The organism is Pseudomonas sp. NPDC089392, from assembly GCF_044749595.1.
Lineage (GTDB): Bacteria > Pseudomonadota > Gammaproteobacteria > Pseudomonadales > Pseudomonadaceae > Aquipseudomonas.
Genome location: NZ_JBIVIF010000023.1, coordinates 40,404 through 56,263, shown reverse-complemented (window position 1 = coordinate 56,263; position 15,860 = coordinate 40,404). Strand labels below are relative to the sequence as shown.

At 57.2% G+C, this 15,860-nt stretch carries 20 protein-coding genes and 1 tRNA gene; 11 read left to right on the top strand and 10 right to left on the bottom strand.

All coding sequences use genetic code 11. From position 1 onward, the window contains the following. Positions 1–27: 27 nt before the first annotated feature. From ACIP1G_RS19295 to ACIP1G_RS19265, 7 genes are all read right to left on the bottom strand, one after another. Positions 28–1,029: a glycosyl transferase family protein gene (locus ACIP1G_RS19295; protein WP_400740043.1), complete on the bottom strand. Its 1,002-nt coding sequence runs from the start codon at positions 1,027–1,029 to the stop codon at positions 28–30. An 11-nt stretch (positions 1,030–1,040) separates the two neighbouring features. After that, positions 1,041–1,376, bottom strand: coding sequence for a TusE/DsrC/DsvC family sulfur relay protein (locus ACIP1G_RS19290; protein ID WP_400739950.1), 336 nt, complete (start codon positions 1,374–1,376; stop codon positions 1,041–1,043). Further along, entirely contained in the window at positions 1,373–1,669 is a 297-nt protein-coding gene (tusB, locus tag ACIP1G_RS19285; protein ID WP_400739947.1) for a sulfurtransferase complex subunit TusB, read from the bottom strand. The genes ACIP1G_RS19290 and tusB overlap by 4 nt, the downstream gene beginning before the upstream one ends. Next, positions 1,669–2,028 (bottom strand): sulfurtransferase complex subunit TusC, encoded by a 360-nt coding sequence (tusC, locus tag ACIP1G_RS19280; protein WP_400739946.1) that lies wholly within the window; start codon positions 2,026–2,028, stop codon positions 1,669–1,671. The genes tusB and tusC overlap by 1 nt, the downstream gene beginning before the upstream one ends. A gap of 1 nt (position 2,029) precedes the next feature. Beyond that, a complete protein-coding gene (tusD, locus tag ACIP1G_RS19275; protein ID WP_110676046.1) occupies positions 2,030–2,422 on the bottom strand; it encodes a sulfurtransferase complex subunit TusD in 393 nt (130 codons plus the stop codon). 213 nt (positions 2,423–2,635) lie between these two features. Next, a complete protein-coding gene (locus tag ACIP1G_RS19270; protein WP_400739943.1) occupies positions 2,636–4,015 on the bottom strand; it encodes a nucleobase:cation symporter-2 family protein in 1,380 nt (459 codons plus the stop codon). 331 nt (positions 4,016–4,346) lie between these two features. Next, complete coding sequence (locus ACIP1G_RS19265; protein WP_003251184.1) at positions 4,347–5,018, bottom strand: Bax inhibitor-1/YccA family protein; 672 nt, start codon at positions 5,016–5,018, stop codon at positions 4,347–4,349. A 254-nt stretch (positions 5,019–5,272) separates the two neighbouring features. Between ACIP1G_RS19265 and ACIP1G_RS19260 the strand changes: the two genes are divergently transcribed. Beyond that, a tRNA-Ser gene (locus ACIP1G_RS19260) sits at positions 5,273–5,362 on the top strand. 364 nt (positions 5,363–5,726) lie between these two features. Here ACIP1G_RS19260 and ACIP1G_RS19255 read toward each other — a convergent pair. Then, positions 5,727–6,191: a helix-turn-helix domain-containing protein gene (locus ACIP1G_RS19255; protein ID WP_400739941.1), complete on the bottom strand. Its 465-nt coding sequence runs from the start codon at positions 6,189–6,191 to the stop codon at positions 5,727–5,729. 226 nt (positions 6,192–6,417) lie between these two features. On the opposite strand from ACIP1G_RS19255, the gene ACIP1G_RS19250 reads away from it, so the two are divergent. From ACIP1G_RS19250 to ACIP1G_RS19230, 5 genes are all read left to right on the top strand, one after another. Next, complete coding sequence (locus tag ACIP1G_RS19250; RefSeq protein ID WP_400739939.1) at positions 6,418–6,807, top strand: hypothetical protein; 390 nt, start codon at positions 6,418–6,420, stop codon at positions 6,805–6,807. Positions 6,808–7,127: 320 nt separating this feature from the next. Next, complete coding sequence (locus tag ACIP1G_RS19245) at positions 7,128–7,658, top strand: hypothetical protein (RefSeq protein WP_400739937.1); 531 nt, start codon at positions 7,128–7,130, stop codon at positions 7,656–7,658. Positions 7,659–7,717: 59 nt separating this feature from the next. Continuing rightward, positions 7,718–7,957, top strand: coding sequence for a hypothetical protein (locus ACIP1G_RS19240; protein WP_400739935.1), 240 nt, complete (start codon positions 7,718–7,720; stop codon positions 7,955–7,957). A 255-nt stretch (positions 7,958–8,212) separates the two neighbouring features. Beyond that, entirely contained in the window at positions 8,213–8,941 is a 729-nt protein-coding gene (locus ACIP1G_RS19235; RefSeq protein ID WP_400739932.1) for a metallophosphoesterase family protein, read from the top strand. Positions 8,942–8,994: 53 nt separating this feature from the next. After that, positions 8,995–9,354 carry a hypothetical protein gene (locus ACIP1G_RS19230; RefSeq protein ID WP_400739930.1) on the top strand — a complete coding sequence of 120 codons (360 nt, stop codon included), beginning with the start codon at positions 8,995–8,997 and terminating at the stop codon, positions 9,352–9,354. 37 nt (positions 9,355–9,391) lie between these two features. Here the strand turns inward: ACIP1G_RS19230 and ACIP1G_RS19225 are convergent, their stop codons facing one another. Next, the gene (locus ACIP1G_RS19225) at positions 9,392–9,670 is read right to left on the bottom strand and encodes a hypothetical protein (RefSeq protein ID WP_400739928.1); all 279 of its coding nucleotides are present in this window, start codon (positions 9,668–9,670) and stop codon (positions 9,392–9,394) included. Between the two features lie 131 nt (positions 9,671–9,801). Here ACIP1G_RS19225 and ACIP1G_RS19220 point away from each other — a divergent pair, with 131 nt between their 5' ends. Continuing rightward, positions 9,802–10,143 carry a hypothetical protein gene (locus tag ACIP1G_RS19220; protein WP_400739925.1) on the top strand — a complete coding sequence of 114 codons (342 nt, stop codon included), beginning with the start codon at positions 9,802–9,804 and terminating at the stop codon, positions 10,141–10,143. A gap of 405 nt (positions 10,144–10,548) precedes the next feature. Here ACIP1G_RS19220 and ACIP1G_RS19215 read toward each other — a convergent pair whose 3' ends face one another. After that, the gene (locus ACIP1G_RS19215) at positions 10,549–11,490 is read right to left on the bottom strand and encodes an aromatic alcohol reductase (RefSeq protein ID WP_400739922.1); all 942 of its coding nucleotides are present in this window, start codon (positions 11,488–11,490) and stop codon (positions 10,549–10,551) included. A gap of 94 nt (positions 11,491–11,584) precedes the next feature. On the opposite strand from ACIP1G_RS19215, the gene ACIP1G_RS19210 reads away from it, so the two are divergent. The 4 genes from ACIP1G_RS19210 (at position 11,585) to ACIP1G_RS19195 (ending at position 15,390) form a co-directional block, all read left to right on the top strand. Further along, positions 11,585–12,034, top strand: coding sequence for a winged helix-turn-helix transcriptional regulator (locus ACIP1G_RS19210; protein WP_400739919.1), 450 nt, complete (start codon positions 11,585–11,587; stop codon positions 12,032–12,034). A 280-nt stretch (positions 12,035–12,314) separates the two neighbouring features. Next, positions 12,315–13,136 (top strand): ABC transporter substrate-binding protein, encoded by an 822-nt coding sequence (locus ACIP1G_RS19205; RefSeq protein WP_309673689.1) that lies wholly within the window; start codon positions 12,315–12,317, stop codon positions 13,134–13,136. Further along, positions 13,133–13,978, top strand: a complete 846-nt coding sequence (locus tag ACIP1G_RS19200; RefSeq protein ID WP_400739916.1) for an amino acid ABC transporter permease — start codon at positions 13,133–13,135, stop codon at positions 13,976–13,978. The genes ACIP1G_RS19205 and ACIP1G_RS19200 overlap by 4 nt, the downstream gene beginning before the upstream one ends. Before the next feature lie 35 nt (positions 13,979–14,013). Continuing rightward, the gene (locus ACIP1G_RS19195) at positions 14,014–15,390 is read left to right on the top strand and encodes an LLM class flavin-dependent oxidoreductase (protein ID WP_400739913.1); all 1,377 of its coding nucleotides are present in this window, start codon (positions 14,014–14,016) and stop codon (positions 15,388–15,390) included. The last annotated feature ends 470 nt before the right edge of the window (positions 15,391–15,860 follow it).

Sequence of the window (15,860 nt, the reverse complement as noted above, 5' to 3'; positions counted from 1 at the left end):
GCGCAAAGATCCGGGTGGTATGATCGGTTAAATCGATTGATCGCGCTTATCCCAATAGCCTTGGGCTGTCGCGAACGCCTGCTCGCGGTCCTGTCCCAAGCCGCGCAGGGCCAGGGCCATGGTCGCGATCAGGGCCTTCTCGCCGTAGCTGTCTTCCACTTCACCCCGCCAGAACGCCAGCAAGTGTTCGGGCTGCAGGCTTGGCGGTTTGACATGGCGGCGTTCGCTCAGCGCCGGCCACTCTTCATCCCACGCTTCGCCCGCCGTCGTGCCGTAAAGGTGGCTGATGACATCGGGGTTGACCTCGATCTCGCCGCCATCGCCCTTGATCACCACGGCATGGTCGCCCAGCAGGCGGCTGGCCTCGCGGTGCACTGCCTGGTAACCGGGGTGGAAGATGCTCTGCAGGCCACAGCGTGCGCCCAGCGGGTTGAGCACCCGGGCCAGCGAGTGGATCGGCGAGCGCAGGCCGAGGGTGTTGCGCAGGTCGATCATGCGCTGCAGCTGCGGTGCCCAGTCGTGCAGCGGGAAGAACGCCAGCTGGTGCTGGTCCAGCGCGTTGCCGACCGCAGCCCAATCACGGCACAGCGGAATCTGCAGCAGGTCAAGCAGCTGCTCGGTGTACATGCGCCCGGCGGTATGCGCGCCGCCGCCGTGCATCAGGATGCGCACGCCATTGCCGGCCAGGCACTTGGCGGCCAGCAGGTACCAGGGCAGGTGGCGCTTCTTGCCGGCGTAGGTAGGCCAGTCCAGGTCCACGGCGATGCGCGGCGCCTGCAGGTGCGCACGCAGGGCCTCGGTGAAGCCGGCCAGCTCTTCGGCGCTTTCTTCCTTGTGCCGCAGCAGCATCAGGAAGGCACCCAGCTGGGTGTCTTCGACCTTGCCTTCCAGCAGCAGGGTCATGGCCGCGCGGGCTTCCTCTCGGGTCAGGCCGCGCGCGCCGCGCTTGCCTTTGCCGAGAATGCGCACGAATTCGGCAAACGGGTGTTCGGCCGGGGTTTCCAGGGTAAGCGGGCGAGCTTCATTCAAGGATGGCTGGGTCATATGCAATTGGTCGGCTTGGGCAGGCCCGCCAGCTTGGCGGCAAGTTTGGCGGGGGTGCCATTGAACAGACGGTTCAGGTGCGGGCTGTTGCCCTTGTCCGGGCCCAGCTTCAGGGCGGTGTACTTGATCAGCGGGCGCGTGGCCGGGGACAGCTGGAATTCCTGGTAGAACTGGCGCAGCAGTTCGAGGATTTCCCAGTGGTCCGCCGTCAGCGGAATACCTTCGCGCTCGGCCAGGGCCTCGGCGGCGGCGTGGGACCAGTCTTGCAGGTCGACCAGAAAGCCGTCCTTGTCCAGGGCGATCGCCTGATCGCCAACGGTGAGCGTATTCATAACCAGCTATTGACCTTATCGTAATGCAGCGACAACTCGACGAAACCGGCGTAGTCCACGGCCTTGGCCAGGTCGTTGCCGACAGCGCGGGCCTGTATGTCCTCGTCCAGGGCGAACAGGCGTTGGGCCAGGCCGGCCGCTTGCAGCTGGCGGTACGGTTCGCTGCCGCTACGCAGGCCATACACCGCATCGCCGCACAGCAGCACGGCGTCTTCGGCACCGAGCAGGCGTAGGCAGCTGGCCAGGCGCTCGTCGCCGAACGGGGAGTGGGCAATTACATGCAGGGTCGTCATCAGAGCGTTACCACCTGGTCGAAACGGGCGATCAGCGCAGTCAAAGCCGCGTCATCCAGCACTTGCACCGGCAGCGCCAGGCTGTCGGCGGCCAGACCACGACGGGCGAGGCTGTGGTTGCAGGCGAATAGTTCTTCGACGCCGAACATCGGCAGCGCCTGCAGGTTGGCGGCCAGGTTCTTCTGTTGCACGGCGGCAGGTTGCTGGTCTGGGGCGAGCTGGAGCACACCATCGTCGAGGAACAGCATGCCCAGCGGCAGATCGAACGCGCCGCCGGCCAGGGCGATGTCCAGGGCCTCGCGGGCCGATGGGCCATTCCACGGTGCCTGGCGGCTGATGATCAACAAGGATTTGGCCATTTCAGTCGCCTCCAAAGCAGACAAGGCGGTCGGCAACTTGCGCGGCCTCATGCAATTGGCCCAGGCCGGACAGCTCCCACGGTTTGGGCAGGTTCACGGCCGGGCGCTGGTAGCGGTTGGCCTCGGCCTCGTCGAGCACGCCACGGCGCAGGGCGGCGGCGATGCACACCACGGCGTCCAGCTGGTGGGTCTCGATAAAGGCACGCCACTGGGCGGCCACGTCCACTTCATCCTGGGGCGCGACCACGTTGGCCGAGGCACTGTGTACCCCGTCCTGATAGAAGAACAGCCGGGCAATCTCATGCCCGCCGGCCAGCACCGCCTCGGCATAGCGCAAGGCGCGCCGCGAGGAGGGCGCATGGGCCGGGGAGAACACCGCGATAGCGAATTTCATGGATAACTCATGCAAAGGAATGCTGCCATGATAAAGCAAAAAAGCCCGCGCCCGCTTGTGCATGCGGGTGCGGGCTTTCTATTCATCCGTCAAGCTGGCGCGCTCCTACAGGGATAGCGCAACGCCTGAAGCTTACGCGCTCGGTGTAGGAGCTGGCTTGCCTGCGAAGGGCTGCGTAGCAGCCCCATTGGCCCTACCAGAATAAATCTGGCCTCAAGCCTGCTCCTTACCCTCCGGCAAGAACCAGTTCAGCACCAGCGCACAAATCCCCCCGGTAGCCACCCCCGACTCCAGCACATTGCGAATCGCCGCCGGCATATGCGCCAGGAACTCCGGCACCTGCGCCACACCCAGGCCCAAAGCCAGGGAAACAGAGATAATCAGCAAAGCACGACGATCCAGCCGAGTACTGGCCAGAATATTGATCCCCGAAGCCGCAACCGCCCCGAACATCACCATGGCCGCACCACCCAGCACAGGCTCCGGCACTGCCTGAATCACCCCGGCAACACTCGGGAACAGCCCCAGCAGCACCAGCATCACGGCAATCCACATACCGATATGGCGGCTGGCAATACCGGTCAGCTGAATCACCCCATTGTTCTGGGCAAAGATCGAGCTAGGGAAGGTATTGAACAAACCCGCCAGCAGCGAGTTGGCGCCGTTGACCAGCACACCGCCCTTGATCCGCTGCATCCACACCGGCCCTTCGACCGGCTGGCGCGACACCTTGCTGGTGGCAGTCACGTCACCAATGGCTTCCAGCGAAGTCACCAGGTAGATCACCAGCATCGGAATGAACAGCGCCCACGAGAAGCTCAGGCCAAAGTGCAGTGGCGTCGGCACCTGGAACAGCGCGGCTTCGTGCATGCCGGTGAAGTCCAGGCGGCCCATGTAGCCAGCCAGTGCATAGCCGACCGCCAGGGCGATAACGATGGCGCAGCTGCGCATCCACACCACCGGAATGCGGTTGAGGATGACGATAATCGCCAGCACCACACCCGACAGCAGCAGGTTTTCGCCGTTGGCGAAGGTGCCATTGGCCATGGCGCCGAAGCCGCCGCCCATGCTGATCAGGCCGACCTTGATCAGCGTCAGGCCGATCATCAGCACGACAATGCCGGTCACCAGCGGGGTGATCAGGCGTTTGACGAAGGGCAGGATGCGCGAAACGCCCATCTCGACGAACGAGCCGGCAATCACCACACCAAAGATGGCCGCCATCACACCTTCAACCGGCGTGCCTTGCTTGACCATCAGCGCACCACCGGCAATCAGCGGACCGACGAAGTTGAAGCTGGTGCCCTGCACGATCAGCAGCCCGGCGCCAAATGGCCCGAAGCGCTTGCACTGCACGAAGGTGGCGATACCCGAGATCACCAGCGACATGGATACGATCAGGTTGGTATCCCGCGCCGAAACGCCCAGCGCCTGGCAGATCAGCAAGCCTGGTGTAACGATCGGCACGATGATCGCCAGCAGGTGCTGCAGGGCAGCCAGCAGGCCGATCAACAGCCGTGGCTTGTCCTCAAGTCCAAGCACCAGTTCATTGGCAGGCGCCGCCGCGCCTGGGCTGTGTTCGTGTGAGCTCATTACTGAAAGCTGCCCCGGAAGAAAAAAGGAGCGCATTCTACGGGGTGATGGCGGATTGGGGTAGAGAAAAGCACGATAGCGGCATGATCGGCGACCATTTGCTCAACTATCTGACTTTATGGTCAATTATTAGGCAGCATGTGCCGGAAATGACAAATTCATGAGCTGTGCCGCCGCCGCTCAGTGTAGGAGCGGGTTCACCCGCGAAGAATCCAGCGCGGAGCATGCCACCGGCTACGCCGGTGTTCGCGAGCAATCCCTCACACCCCAACCCCATTTCCAACACCCACAAAAAAGCCCGCCGAAGCGGGCTTTCCCAAACACCAATCAATCAGTCATCACGACCCATAATGCCAAACAGCTGCAGCAGGCTGACAAACAGGTTGTAGATCGACACATACAGGCTGATCGTCGCCATGATGTAGTTGCGCTCGCCACCATGAATGATCGCGCTGGTCTGGAACAGGATGCACACCGACGAGAACAGCACAAAGCCAGCGCTGATCGCCAGTTGCAGGCCGCTGATCTGGAAGAAGAAGCTGGCCACTACCGCACCCAGCAGCACAAAGAAGCCAGCAGTGATGAAGCCACTGAGGAAGCTCATGTCCTTGCGGGTAATCAGCACGTAAGCCGACAGACCACCAAACACCAGCGCCGTCATGGCAAACGCCGAGCTGACCACTTCAGCGCCACCGGCCATGCCCAGGTAACGGTTGAGGATAGGGCCGAGGATGAAGCCCATGAAGCCGGTGAGGGCAAAGGTAGACACCAGGCCCCAGGCCGAATCACGCAGTTTGTTGGTAAGGAAGAACAGCCCGTAGAAGCCGATCAGCACCACGAACACGTTCGGGTAGCCAACACGCATCTGCTGGGCAACGAAGGCCATGACACCGCTGAAGGCGAGGGTGAGCGCCAGCAGGCTGTACGTGTTGCGCAGGACCTTGCTGATCTCCTGCTGCTCGACCTGCTGGCCGTGGTGTACGGCGTAATCCTGTTCGCGCATGGCGACACTCCTTGGGTAAACCTGTGGTTTCGAACGTTCAGATGCTAGGAGTCTATCAGAGCCGCCGCAACCCGCGACACAGAGAGTTTGACAGCGTGTTTCATTACGGTATTATGGCGACCGCAAACGAGCTGGAAGCGTGGCCGAGTGGTTTAAGGCAACGGTCTTGAAAACCGTCGATGGGCAACTATCCTAGAGTTCTTATCTAAGGTAGTTCCCAGATGCATGCTTAAGGTCAGACCAGCGGATACATCGGGGAATTGGCAGAGTGGTTGAATGCACCGGTCTTGAAAACCGGCGAACGTGAGAGCGTTCCCAGGGTTCGAATCCCTGGTTCCCCGCCAGAATCAGTAAAGAAAGGGCTTGGAGAATATCTAAGCCCTTTTTTTGTGCTTGCGTAATGCGTTTTTGAGATGACGGTGGCAGCGATAGGCTCAGCATGCATTCCATTGGATGCCTTCTACTGCAAACTACTGCACGCTTCGTGGAGTGGGAAAGCCAACTGCATGCTTGGTGAGGGCCACTGAGATGTGTGCCCCTGGCCTCTAGAGCATCTGCATAGGATGTGAGCTTGGGGCGATTAGGTGGGGCGTTCATACGCCTAAGAGTTCTGGTTCGCCCGTAGCCGTTCCAGTCGTGTCAGCCCTGTACCCTCACAAGCCCACTACTTTCGAGGATCTGTGTGGGCAGTCAGGTCAACTTGAAACCTCAAACCTCTTGCCAGTAGCGTTGAACTGTAGATTTAGGCAGGCCTAGCGCACGTGCAGTTTCCGCTTGCGTCATGCCTTGACGCTTGAGGTCAATCACCGCACTGATCCTCTCTGCATTCGCTCGAATGCCTCGCTCGCGCTTCTTCAGAACGCCATTTTGGGTTTGAGCCTCCATGAGTTCCAGACCGCCTGACTCCATGAAGCTCTGGAGCTCAGCTTGCGCATCTAGCAATTCGCGCTCGGGTGTCTTGTGGTCACGGATCGCCAAGCACAATGCCATTATGGTCAAAAGGCTGACATCGAGCGTGTTGGCTATTTTGAGAAGGGTCGGCAACGTCGCCTGGATTTTCCCTTGCTCAAGCAAGCTTAGGTTGCTCTGGCTAATAGTCCCAGCGAGGGATTCATAGCCCATTCCTTTCATTCGGCGAATGGCACGCAGAGTAATAGCTAGCTCTTCCTTCACGGTCAGCCTTTCCAAAAGGAAGGATAGAGCCACAGTTGCGGCGACCCACTAAATATCATCTATTGTTATTGGTGGGCCTCTTGCTTATGATGTCATTTCAGCGGCCGGCATGCTGCCCCATGGATTGCATACACCTAGGCAGTGAGACTTCTCGACTGCAGAGGCATGTGCGGCGTTGATCGTTTGGGCTTGGCCGATCTCGGGATGGGCTAGAGATGGATAGGGTTTGACCACAGTGTTTGTGACCTATAGCAGCAATTTGCAGGGCCAGTTTAGGGCTCCAGAGAGTGTTCGGATGCTCTGGAATTCAGTTGACATTAGTCGGTGTGAATATTCGTTTCTGATCGAGGGTATGGGGTTGGAGGATGGCGACATTGGCCCGGTTGCACACGTTGTTAGTGATGTTGCCAGTCTCCAGATGATGCGCTCTGCGGAGCGAGGTAATTTCCTGAGCGTGAGTAATATTCACATCATCCTGTCGCCTGGAAAAAGGGAGCAAGGGGCTTACGCAATGGAGCTGCTTTCAGAGATTCGCATTCAAGCCGGGACAGCAGACAACCCTGTGTACGAGTTTGTCACCAGCGAAGGCCACGTCTATACGAGCGCTCCTAGCTGACAGATCAAATTCTGGAGGCCACGTGGTGACAGCTATAGGAGAGGCTGCTCAGCCTCGCCGACCAAGCTATCCCCGGGTAATCCTTTTGCCTCGTACCTCAGTTTCGCATGACCACCATTTCATGTTTGAGATCAACAGCACCGTCTGGCTACTGCTAGGTGATGGTCTTGGGAAGCAAGCGACACTGAATACCGTTTTTTTGTTTCGCGCGTAGCTGTCTCTGCACCTTAAGCACGCCGCCCTTCAGGTGGTGCGGTTGACTGCGCGCTCAATAATTGGAGCATATTTTGATTAGATTTGATTGCAGGCAGGTAACTGGGGTGATCGACAAGGTTCGTGTCACCGCTACCGAGCAGGGTACCGTAACTGCTCACGTGACCATCGATGGCCAGGTGCTGCCGAATATGCTTTTGCCAGGGAAGGTCTACGAAGAGATGGAGCCAGGGCAGCGCGTGACCCTATATGGCTTCTTCACCAAAAAGAAGAACAAGATGGAGAACAAGGCCACCATCTACGCCATGAAAGGTGAGAGTGGGCTGCTTATCGCGGCGAAGGAGCTTCAGGTCAAGGTGCCGATCTTGATCATGGTTTCCGCGATTCCTCTGATGATCCTCACCTTCGTCATTGGCTGCTTCGCGTCTCCATATTTGATCTATCTGGTGACGGGCAGCGAGGATCCGGACTACCTGGTGCCGACCACCTTCATCTGGGCATTCTGGGAAGGTATCGCTGCAGGCGTGTTTATGATCGGGTGTGCGATCAACTTCATCCGGAAGAGCAACGACCTTGAGAGCTGGGCGCCAATCGGAGTTGCTGAGCTTGCTCAGCGTTTCAGCAAAGCCCTCAAGTAAGGCTTGATAACCAGGCTTCCATTCCGATGGAGGCTTTGGCTAACCGACGTGGAGGTGCCATGGAGATTGATGAAATCGAGCGCGAGCGCCGTCGTGAAGCCGTGGCAGCAGAAATCGCTTGCCTAGCTCTCGATGGAGGGAAGCTTGCCGCTGAACGTCTGGCTCAGTTACAGGGCTATGTAGACGGCCACGTTAGTCTCGAAGAGCTTCGAGCAGAGCTAATTGAACGTATGCGACACGATACCTGGGGCATCGCAGACGAGGACGAAATGCGCCGAGCCTGGGGTGACTCGGAGTGACTTGAATCTTCCACCGCTAGCCGGCTAAAGCCGAATGAGCGAGCTTTTCTCCGGCGGCCCCACTTGGACTTCTCTTCTGGAAGCTCCGATCCTTCTCCAGTCGTTTGATCGGTGTTGAACAGCCGCACCATATTTCGATGGTTAACGCCGCTGCTCTTACCAGCGCTTCGCAAACCTTCCAGTACATATCAGTGGCCGGACTCCATGGAAGTACCGGAGGCATGATCAGCTCTCGAACAGGACTCTGCTGACTCGATGAAAATTTTGATTTACTCAGATCTGCACCTGGAGTTCGCGGACTTCCAGCCGCCCGCGAAAGAGTGCGATTTGGTCGTTCTAGCCGGCGACATCTCGGTGCGTGGGCGGGGAGTGACATGGGCGAACGACACCTTCGAATCCCCAGTGATCTACGTCTGCGGGAACCATGAGTTCTACAAGGGCCACATCGATCGGACGCTCACCAAAATGCGTGACGCCGCTGCTGAGCACGTGCACATCTTGGATAACCAGATCCTCATCATCGGTAACACGCGCTTTCTGGTAGCAACAGCCTGGACGGATTACACCGCTACTGGTGACTACAAGGCTGCGATGAGGGTATGTGCGGAGGGGATGAACGACTTCAAGCGTATCCGTATCGGAGAAGGCTACAGCAAGCTTCGTCCTGCTGACCTCATCGCTCGAAACATTACCACTCGTGATTTTCTGATGGCCGAGCTCGCCAGGGATTTCCAGGGAAAGACCGTGGTGATCACGCATCACTGTCCGATCCGAGAGGTTGCGGGTGACGGCCACGAAGGCCACCTAGGTGCAGCCTACTTCAATGAATGGCACGACCTGGTTGCCCAGGCTGACGTTTGGATTTTCGGTCATACGCATCATGCAGTCGACACAATCGTCTCGGGCTGTCGGGTCATTTCGAATCCGAGAGGCTATCCAGGAGAGCGCACTGGTTTTTCGCCGGATTTCACCTTAGCGCTTTGACAGGGTCACGCCTGCAGAGGCGGGCAATGTCAGTTTTGTAAAAGGAAGCACTGATGTCCTCTGAGATCAACATCGATTACCACTGCAAGAGCCCTTCCGATTTCCAGCTCAAACGGATCATACGAGCGATGGCTTATAGATACTCGCCACCTGTCACCGGCTACCTGAGTGATGTCTTCATCACATCGGAGTGCTCTGCCGGCATCGTTTTTGGTCACACCGATCCTGGGCAGTTTGAACAACGGGCGGATGGGCACATTCTGCGGACGTCTCGCATCGAGCATCTGAAGAAGGTAGGGCGTTACTGGGTGGTCACTACAGCAGAGGGACGGTTTGTGTTGACGTCGTTCAAGCGGGTATTGGGAAGGGCAAGTTTACGAGCGCTTATGGGAGCATTGATTAAGACAACGTAGCCAAGCGCTTCCGTGCGCTGGATGAACGATGCTGCGATCAAGCGTCCGAAAGCAATCTTCGGCGTCGGTGAATGCTACTCAGTATTATGAAATCGCGAATCCGGTCGTTGGATAGATGGCCGGCATCAACCAGTCCTCGAATGTAGCCTTCCGCTTTTCCCCGCGCCTCACGTAGATCATTCACAGAGGCGCTGTGGTGAATGTCATCAACTATCAGTTGCCAGCGCTGACTCTGGCGAGCACCAATCGGGTCGTCGGAGAAGTCGGGAGCAGCGAGAAGAGTTTCGTAGTAGCCAGAAATAGGTGGATTGCTCAAGTACAGCGCTCCTTGGGTTAAGCCTTCGTCAAGGCTAACACGCGCGGACTTAGTCACCTGTTGCTGGTCGGCCCATAGGTTGGCATCTCGTGTGTAAGGTTCCGAGGGCGTCACCGCCCAGGAGGTAAAACATGGTTAAACGGCCCGCGCCGCTTTCCACATACAAAATCGTCGATGTCTCGCCGTCAGCCATACCTAGCACGGTAGCCAAGGCGATGCAGACTGAATTCGAGTTGGAGATCACGGCGTACCTGTCCTCGGTTGAGTATGGGCCGCATGAGCTATTCCTGAGAGGGGTGGTCTTCGGTGACCGAGAGCGGCGTTTTGATGATGGAGATCCCATTCGCACCTCCAATGTCGTGACGTACGAAGAGATCCAGGACTACGTGGTAGCGCGTACCCTCAACAGCACCTATGTTGTCTGTGATTGGGCAGCAGGTGGTGGGAGAGGTGGCTCGAAGGCGCAGCACTAACATTGTTGGGCTACTCGAAATCAGCTCCCTTTGTTCGATGGCTTACTGGCCATTTACGACCTGACCATCAGGCCCTATGAAAATTCGATCATGCTTAAGTTCGGATGGGTAGCGTGGATGCTCAGCCGCAATAGAAGCGGAATGGCTTGCAGATCAGTTTGAATCGCCACTAAATTCGTAGGCACCTTCGAATGACCATTTCTGGCTGTTTGCTGCCCCCAGTAAATGGTGGCTTTGGGTCGATAGCCGCCGCTCGCGACCGATCGCTTCCGACCCATTGTGGACACTGAGGCTCTACGCTAAAAGTCTAGACAGCTTATCGTCATCTAAACGTTCAACCTCGGTTATCAGCGTCCACTGTCGAGCCGAGGAGTTTCTAGGCAAGTCAGCTATCTGTCGTCGCGCTCACTTGCCCCCAAGGTTCGCCCGAGCCCATTGTTCAGCGGTGGTTACTGGAATCGACTGCTGTTCGTTGAAGGTTCCCGCTTTAGGCCATGCCACCCCTCTGCCCTGTGCGAATACAGCACGGTACTTTTTGATGTGATGGGTAGGGTCTTTTCTCAGCTCATCCATCAGGTACGGAACAGTCCACACGTTAGTTTTGAACGGACGACCCAGCGCATGTTCGAGGATGTTCGCGACTTGTCCATACGACACCGTGTCGCCTGAGAGATAGACAATCTCGTTGCGGAAGCGAGGTGCGAAGAAGACGATTTCCGCCGTGAGAGCGCCGATGTCGTCTGGTGTAGTGAGCGTCACGCTGTTCTCGAGACTGCCGAGAGCGTTAACGGTGTCATTGTCGAAATCGACGACCTCAAATACGGGCTCGAAAAGGAAGCTGGTGAACATGCCCGTCGAGATAATTACCCATTCGGTTTTGTCTTGCGCGCGAAGCGCCTCGCGTACATCGAGTTGAGAATCGAAAAGATCTTGGGGGCTGCCTCGACCGATCACTTCGAAATCCACACCAAACTGCCATGGGAAGTAGCGCTTTACGCCCGACCTTAGCGCTGCTGTCGCCAGCTTCATGGGGGTTTCTCGACCCGCGACCATGCCGGCACAGCCTATGACGGTATCGAACCGGGCGAACACTTCAGCTAGCTGTTCAATTGAATCGTTCACCAGATCCGCAGCGACCATCTGAATGCCCAGTCCACGAAGCTCGTCGATTTCGGCCTTTTTCTCCGGTATCTGGGTGTTGATGGTCGACTCCCGGAGAAGAACGCTGATTTGGGAGCCGGGTGCGCGTTTGGCCACTCGCGCGAGATTGCGCAAAACCGGGAGACCAAGTTCCCCGGCGCCGAGAACAAGAATGGATTGAGGGGAAAGCGGGGTTGCTTCGGTCATGATTTCTCCTGAGGCTGCCTATAACATGAGCGAATGCTGGCATGATTAGACAGTACTCGTAAGAAGGCACACGCGTGATACCTAGGAGGAATAAATGACCAATCAGGACGCTCTGAGCCAGGCACAAGCCATGTGCCAAACGCTCCGGGAAGATGATGATGGCATCAGACGGGAAGTCCTCGCTCACGCGGGTAGCCGATGGTCATTGGGCGTCCTGCATGCCTTGGGCGTGTACGGCACGATGCGCCACGCCGAGATAAAAAGGCAGATGACTGGAGTGACCCAGCGAATGCTGACCAAGACGCTACGCGCCATGGAGCGGGATGGACTACTGTTTCGACGGGAGTTCGGGGAAATTCCGCCGCGCGTCGAATACGAGCTGACGCAACTGGGTATGGAACTGTTGGTTCGGATGTCCCCCATTTGGATGTGGGTGGTCGAAAACGCCGAGGTATTCCGCGAGGCGCGTCGCGCTTTCGACAGTCAAGATAATCAAAAACCCGCCTGGCAAATCCCAACCCCGGAGCCCTTTAAACCAAAGTAATCGATAGCGTGCACTTCTCGTTCAGATCAGTAGAACTCGATCTGACCTCGCCAAAATCAAAGGCCCGCTTTTGGCCTACAGCCGCCCTTCGCGGAGGGCAGCAAACGGCCAAAAGCACCCGTTCGATGTATCGGAGCGATTCAACCGCGAACCCATTCTCTGCACCCCTGGAACAGCAGGGATATAGCTGAGCAATCCATTTATATTCCATAATGTTATTACGAAAGGATTTTATATTGCGTTTTAATATTTAAATCCTTTGCTAACGGAGTATCTGTCGTTGAAAGCCATATCTCTCCTCCCTGCTGGCCTGGCGCTCCTTGTTGCCTGTTCCTCTGCCTTCGCTGGCTCGACCCTTGAACGCGTAGAAAACAAAGGCGAGCTCACCGGCGTACTGATGGAAAACTACCCGCCGTTCTCGTTCCTGAATGAACAGAACCAGCTCGACGGGTTCGACGTGGACGTCGCCAAGGCAGTGGCTAAACGGCTGGGGGTCAAGCTCAAGCTCGAAACACCTTCGTGGGATGTCATCGCCGCTGGACGCTGGAGTGGGCGCTACGACATTTGTGTTTGCTCCATGACGCCAAGCAAGGCGCGGGCAGAGGTATTCGATTTCCCTGTCGAGTATTACCAATCCCCTGCGGTGATCGTAGTCAATGCTAGAGACAGTGGCATTAGCTCCGGTAAAGACCTATCAGGGAAGAAGGTTGGCGTGATCAGTGCGTCCACCTATGAAGCCTATCTGAACAAGGATCTCGTCATTGAGGGGGCAGAGGATAAACCCCTGACGTACCCGTTTGACAGCGTCCAGATTGCACCCTATGACAACGAAACCGTGGCGTTCCAGGATTTGGCCCTAGGCACCGGAGTACGACTGGACGCCATGGTCACCAATCTGATTACAGCCAAAGAGCGTATCGCCCAAGATCCTCGCTTCAGGATTGCTGGCGATACCTTGTATGCCGAGCCCAACGTAGTCGCCGTTGAGAAAAACGATCCCCAGTGGAGTGAGAAAGTTGCCCAGGTTGTGACTGAACTCAAGGCGGATGGGACGCTGGCCAAGATCTCCGAAAAGTGGATTGGCGCCGATATCACCAAATGACAGCCCTCAATCCACATCCGGCCAAAACCGCGCTGCCGTCCAAGACGCAGAAGGATCGAATTCGACGAATATTCGGGTTCAAAACCCGTTTGTATCTGACCTGGGTAGCTTTGCTCGGCGCCTGCGTGCTTTTCTTCCTGAGCTTCGACCTCAAGTTCTCGATTATTCTCGATAAGCTGCCAAACCTGGTTGGACTCAAACTGGGGCCCAATGGATTCCTGCAGGGCGTAGCACTGACGTTGTTCCTGTGCTTTTGCTCGATCTGGCTTTCGCTGGTACTGGGGTTCGTAACAGCGCTAGCACGGCTTTCTCGAAGCGCTGTGGCCTTTGGAGTGGCGAGCTTCTACGCCTCCTTCTTCCGTGGCACGCCTTTGCTGATTCAGATTCTGCTTATTTACCTAGGGCTGCCACAGCTCGGCGTAGTGCCCGGCGCAATCAGTGCAGGCGTTATCGCACTGTCCCTCAACTACGGGGCCTACCTAAGCGAGATCTTTCGCGCCGGTATCATGGCTGTGCCACCTGGGCAGCGACAGGCAGCAGTGGCGCTGGGAATGACTCCGCCCGCGACGTTCTTTCACATCATCCTGCCTCAGGCGATGCGGACGATCATCCCTCCGACCACCAGCCAGTTCATCTCCATGCTCAAAGACTCATCGTTGATTTCGGTGATGGGGGTATGGGAAGTGATGTTCCTGGCGCAGTCCTACGGCCGCTCTTCTTACCGCTACATCGAGATGCTGGCCACCGCCGCACTCATCTATTGGGTTCTGTCCATTGGGCTGGAGCTTATCCAACACCGCCTCGAGCGCTACTACGGCAAAGGCTTTCAGGATCAGCGATAAGTTGAGCGCTGATATCAATGATTATAGGAACAGTGATGTCCGACCCTAAACCCCTATTGTTTGCCCTCTACGAACAAGCCAGCGTCGGTTGCGGTGGCGCGCCGAGCTTGTGGACACATCCGGCTGATGAACGTCTGGCCGCCAACACCTTCGAATTCTGGGCCAACCAGGCGCGCATCGCTGACCAGGCCAATCTCGACATGCTGTTCTTCGCAGATGTGTTGGGCTTCTATGATGTATTCGGCGGTAATGCGCAGGCAGCCGTGAATTGGGCTGTCGAGGCGCCTGCAAATGACCCGCTGATGATCATCCCGGGATTGGCTGCGATTACGAAGAATCTAGCGTTCGGCGCTACCGTGTCCACGACCTACGAGCATCCTTTTGCCCATGCCCGGCGCTTCAGCACGCTCGATCACATGACCAACGGCCGGATCGGTTGGAACATCGTCACCTCCTATCTTTCCAGTGCTGCGCGCAACTTCGGTCTGGAGGAAATGCTCAAGCATGGAGATCGATACGAGCGCGCCGAGGAGTTCATGGATGTGGTCTACAAACTTTGGGAGGGCAGTTGGGCAGACGACGCAGTGGTCGCCGACAAAACCCGCCAGGTGTACGCCCAAGGCGACCGGGTCAAGCCGATCGACCATGTAGGAGAACGCTATCGAGTGGCAGGGCCTCATCTGTCCGCTCCGTCGCCACAGCGAACGCCACTCCTGATTCAGGCGGGTTGGTCTGGAAGAGGGCGCGAGTTCGCAGCTAAACATGCCGAACTGATCTTCATAGCCAAGTCGAATCCACATGAAATCCGTCAAGGCTTGGAAGAAATCTGGACGATGGCTGAGGCGCGTGGTCGTGTTCGGGATGACGTACAGTCGCTGACAGTGCTGCGCATCGTTACGGCGAAAACTGAAATAGAAGCCCAGCGCAAGTACGACGAGCTCCAGAGCAACTATCACTTGGAAGCACAACTCGTCAGCTATGCCGGCGACACAGGCATTGACCTAAGCCGCTACGCAGATAGCGATGCGTTGTCGACACATACCGAGGGTCTTACTTCCTACATGATGCGACCCGACGGAAGTGGTAAGCCTTTAACCGCCGGGGACGTCAGAAAGCGCTTCGCCAACGTCACACGGGGTACCGATCTCATCCTGGTGGGCACTCCGGAGCAGGTCGCAGACAGAATCGAAGAGCATGCACGGATCTCAGGTACGAGCGGCTACATGCTCAACCCCTTGACGAGCCCTGGAACCCTGGAGGGCTTCGTAGAATTGGTGGTGCCAGAGCTGCAAAAGAGAGGGCTCTATCGAACCAGTCCTCAGAGCGGTAGCTTCCGATCCAGATTGAGAACTGACGGATCCAGCCGCTTGCCAGCGACTGCATACGGAGCTTCTTTCCGGTTTCCCGTATGACAGGCGTCATCGGGATACAAAAACATGCCGGCGTCTATCTCCTGTAACGGATGAGCGCAAGCTCCGGCGGAGCATAAGCGTCCGGGCAAGTCACCGTAAGCTCTTTATCACTGCCCGCTTTTGGCCGTGAAATGCCCTTCGCCAACGGCAGCTTTGGGTTCAGGCTGTGTGAAAACTCCAAGGCCAAGTCGGACAACGCGCTTCTATGCGAATTCTGGATAAGCTCGGCGACTCAACTGACCAGAATTCACGCAGAAGCGCGATTTTTAGGTTGTTTTTTAATCAGCCAGAGTCCGCTTGGAGTTTTCACACAGCCTGGGTTGAAAAGGGTCATCCTCGAATGACCGCTTGTGGCCCAAAGCAGACGTTGGCGAGAGAAAATCCGACCTCTGCATTTTTGCAGTTTTCGGTAAGGCTGGTTGGACAAGGGCTCGTCGTACACTGTGAAGCCCTGCTGGGCACATCCTCTG

What these genes read in the sequence shown, in the direction of transcription:
- ACIP1G_RS19290 (WP_400739950.1), bottom strand. Translation starts at nt 1,376, where the DNA reads ATGAATACGCTCACCGTTGGCGATCAGGCGATCGCCCTGGACAAGGAC.
- tusB (WP_400739947.1), bottom strand. Translation starts at nt 1,669, where the DNA reads ATGACGACCCTGCATGTAATTGCCCACTCCCCGTTCGGCGACGAGCGC.
- tusC (WP_400739946.1), bottom strand. Translation starts at nt 2,028, where the DNA reads ATGGCCAAATCCTTGTTGATCATCAGCCGCCAGGCACCGTGGAATGGC.
- tusD (WP_110676046.1), bottom strand. Translation starts at nt 2,422, where the DNA reads ATGAAATTCGCTATCGCGGTGTTCTCCCCGGCCCATGCGCCCTCCTCG.
- ACIP1G_RS19270 (WP_400739943.1), bottom strand. Translation starts at nt 4,015, where the DNA reads ATGAGCTCACACGAACACAGCCCAGGCGCGGCGGCGCCTGCCAATGAA.
- ACIP1G_RS19265 (WP_003251184.1), bottom strand. Translation starts at nt 5,018, where the DNA reads ATGCGCGAACAGGATTACGCCGTACACCACGGCCAGCAGGTCGAGCAG.
- ACIP1G_RS19240 (WP_400739935.1), top strand. Translation starts at nt 7,718, where the DNA reads ATGGAGATTGATGAAATCGAGCGCGAGCGCCGTCGTGAAGCCGTGGCA.
- ACIP1G_RS19235 (WP_400739932.1), top strand. Translation starts at nt 8,213, where the DNA reads ATGAAAATTTTGATTTACTCAGATCTGCACCTGGAGTTCGCGGACTTC.
- ACIP1G_RS19230 (WP_400739930.1), top strand. Translation starts at nt 8,995, where the DNA reads ATGTCCTCTGAGATCAACATCGATTACCACTGCAAGAGCCCTTCCGAT.
- ACIP1G_RS19220 (WP_400739925.1), top strand. Translation starts at nt 9,802, where the DNA reads ATGGTTAAACGGCCCGCGCCGCTTTCCACATACAAAATCGTCGATGTC.
- ACIP1G_RS19215 (WP_400739922.1), bottom strand. Translation starts at nt 11,490, where the DNA reads ATGACCGAAGCAACCCCGCTTTCCCCTCAATCCATTCTTGTTCTCGGC.
- ACIP1G_RS19210 (WP_400739919.1), top strand. Translation starts at nt 11,585, where the DNA reads ATGACCAATCAGGACGCTCTGAGCCAGGCACAAGCCATGTGCCAAACG.
- ACIP1G_RS19200 (WP_400739916.1), top strand. Translation starts at nt 13,133, where the DNA reads ATGACAGCCCTCAATCCACATCCGGCCAAAACCGCGCTGCCGTCCAAG.
- ACIP1G_RS19195 (WP_400739913.1), top strand. Translation starts at nt 14,014, where the DNA reads ATGTCCGACCCTAAACCCCTATTGTTTGCCCTCTACGAACAAGCCAGC.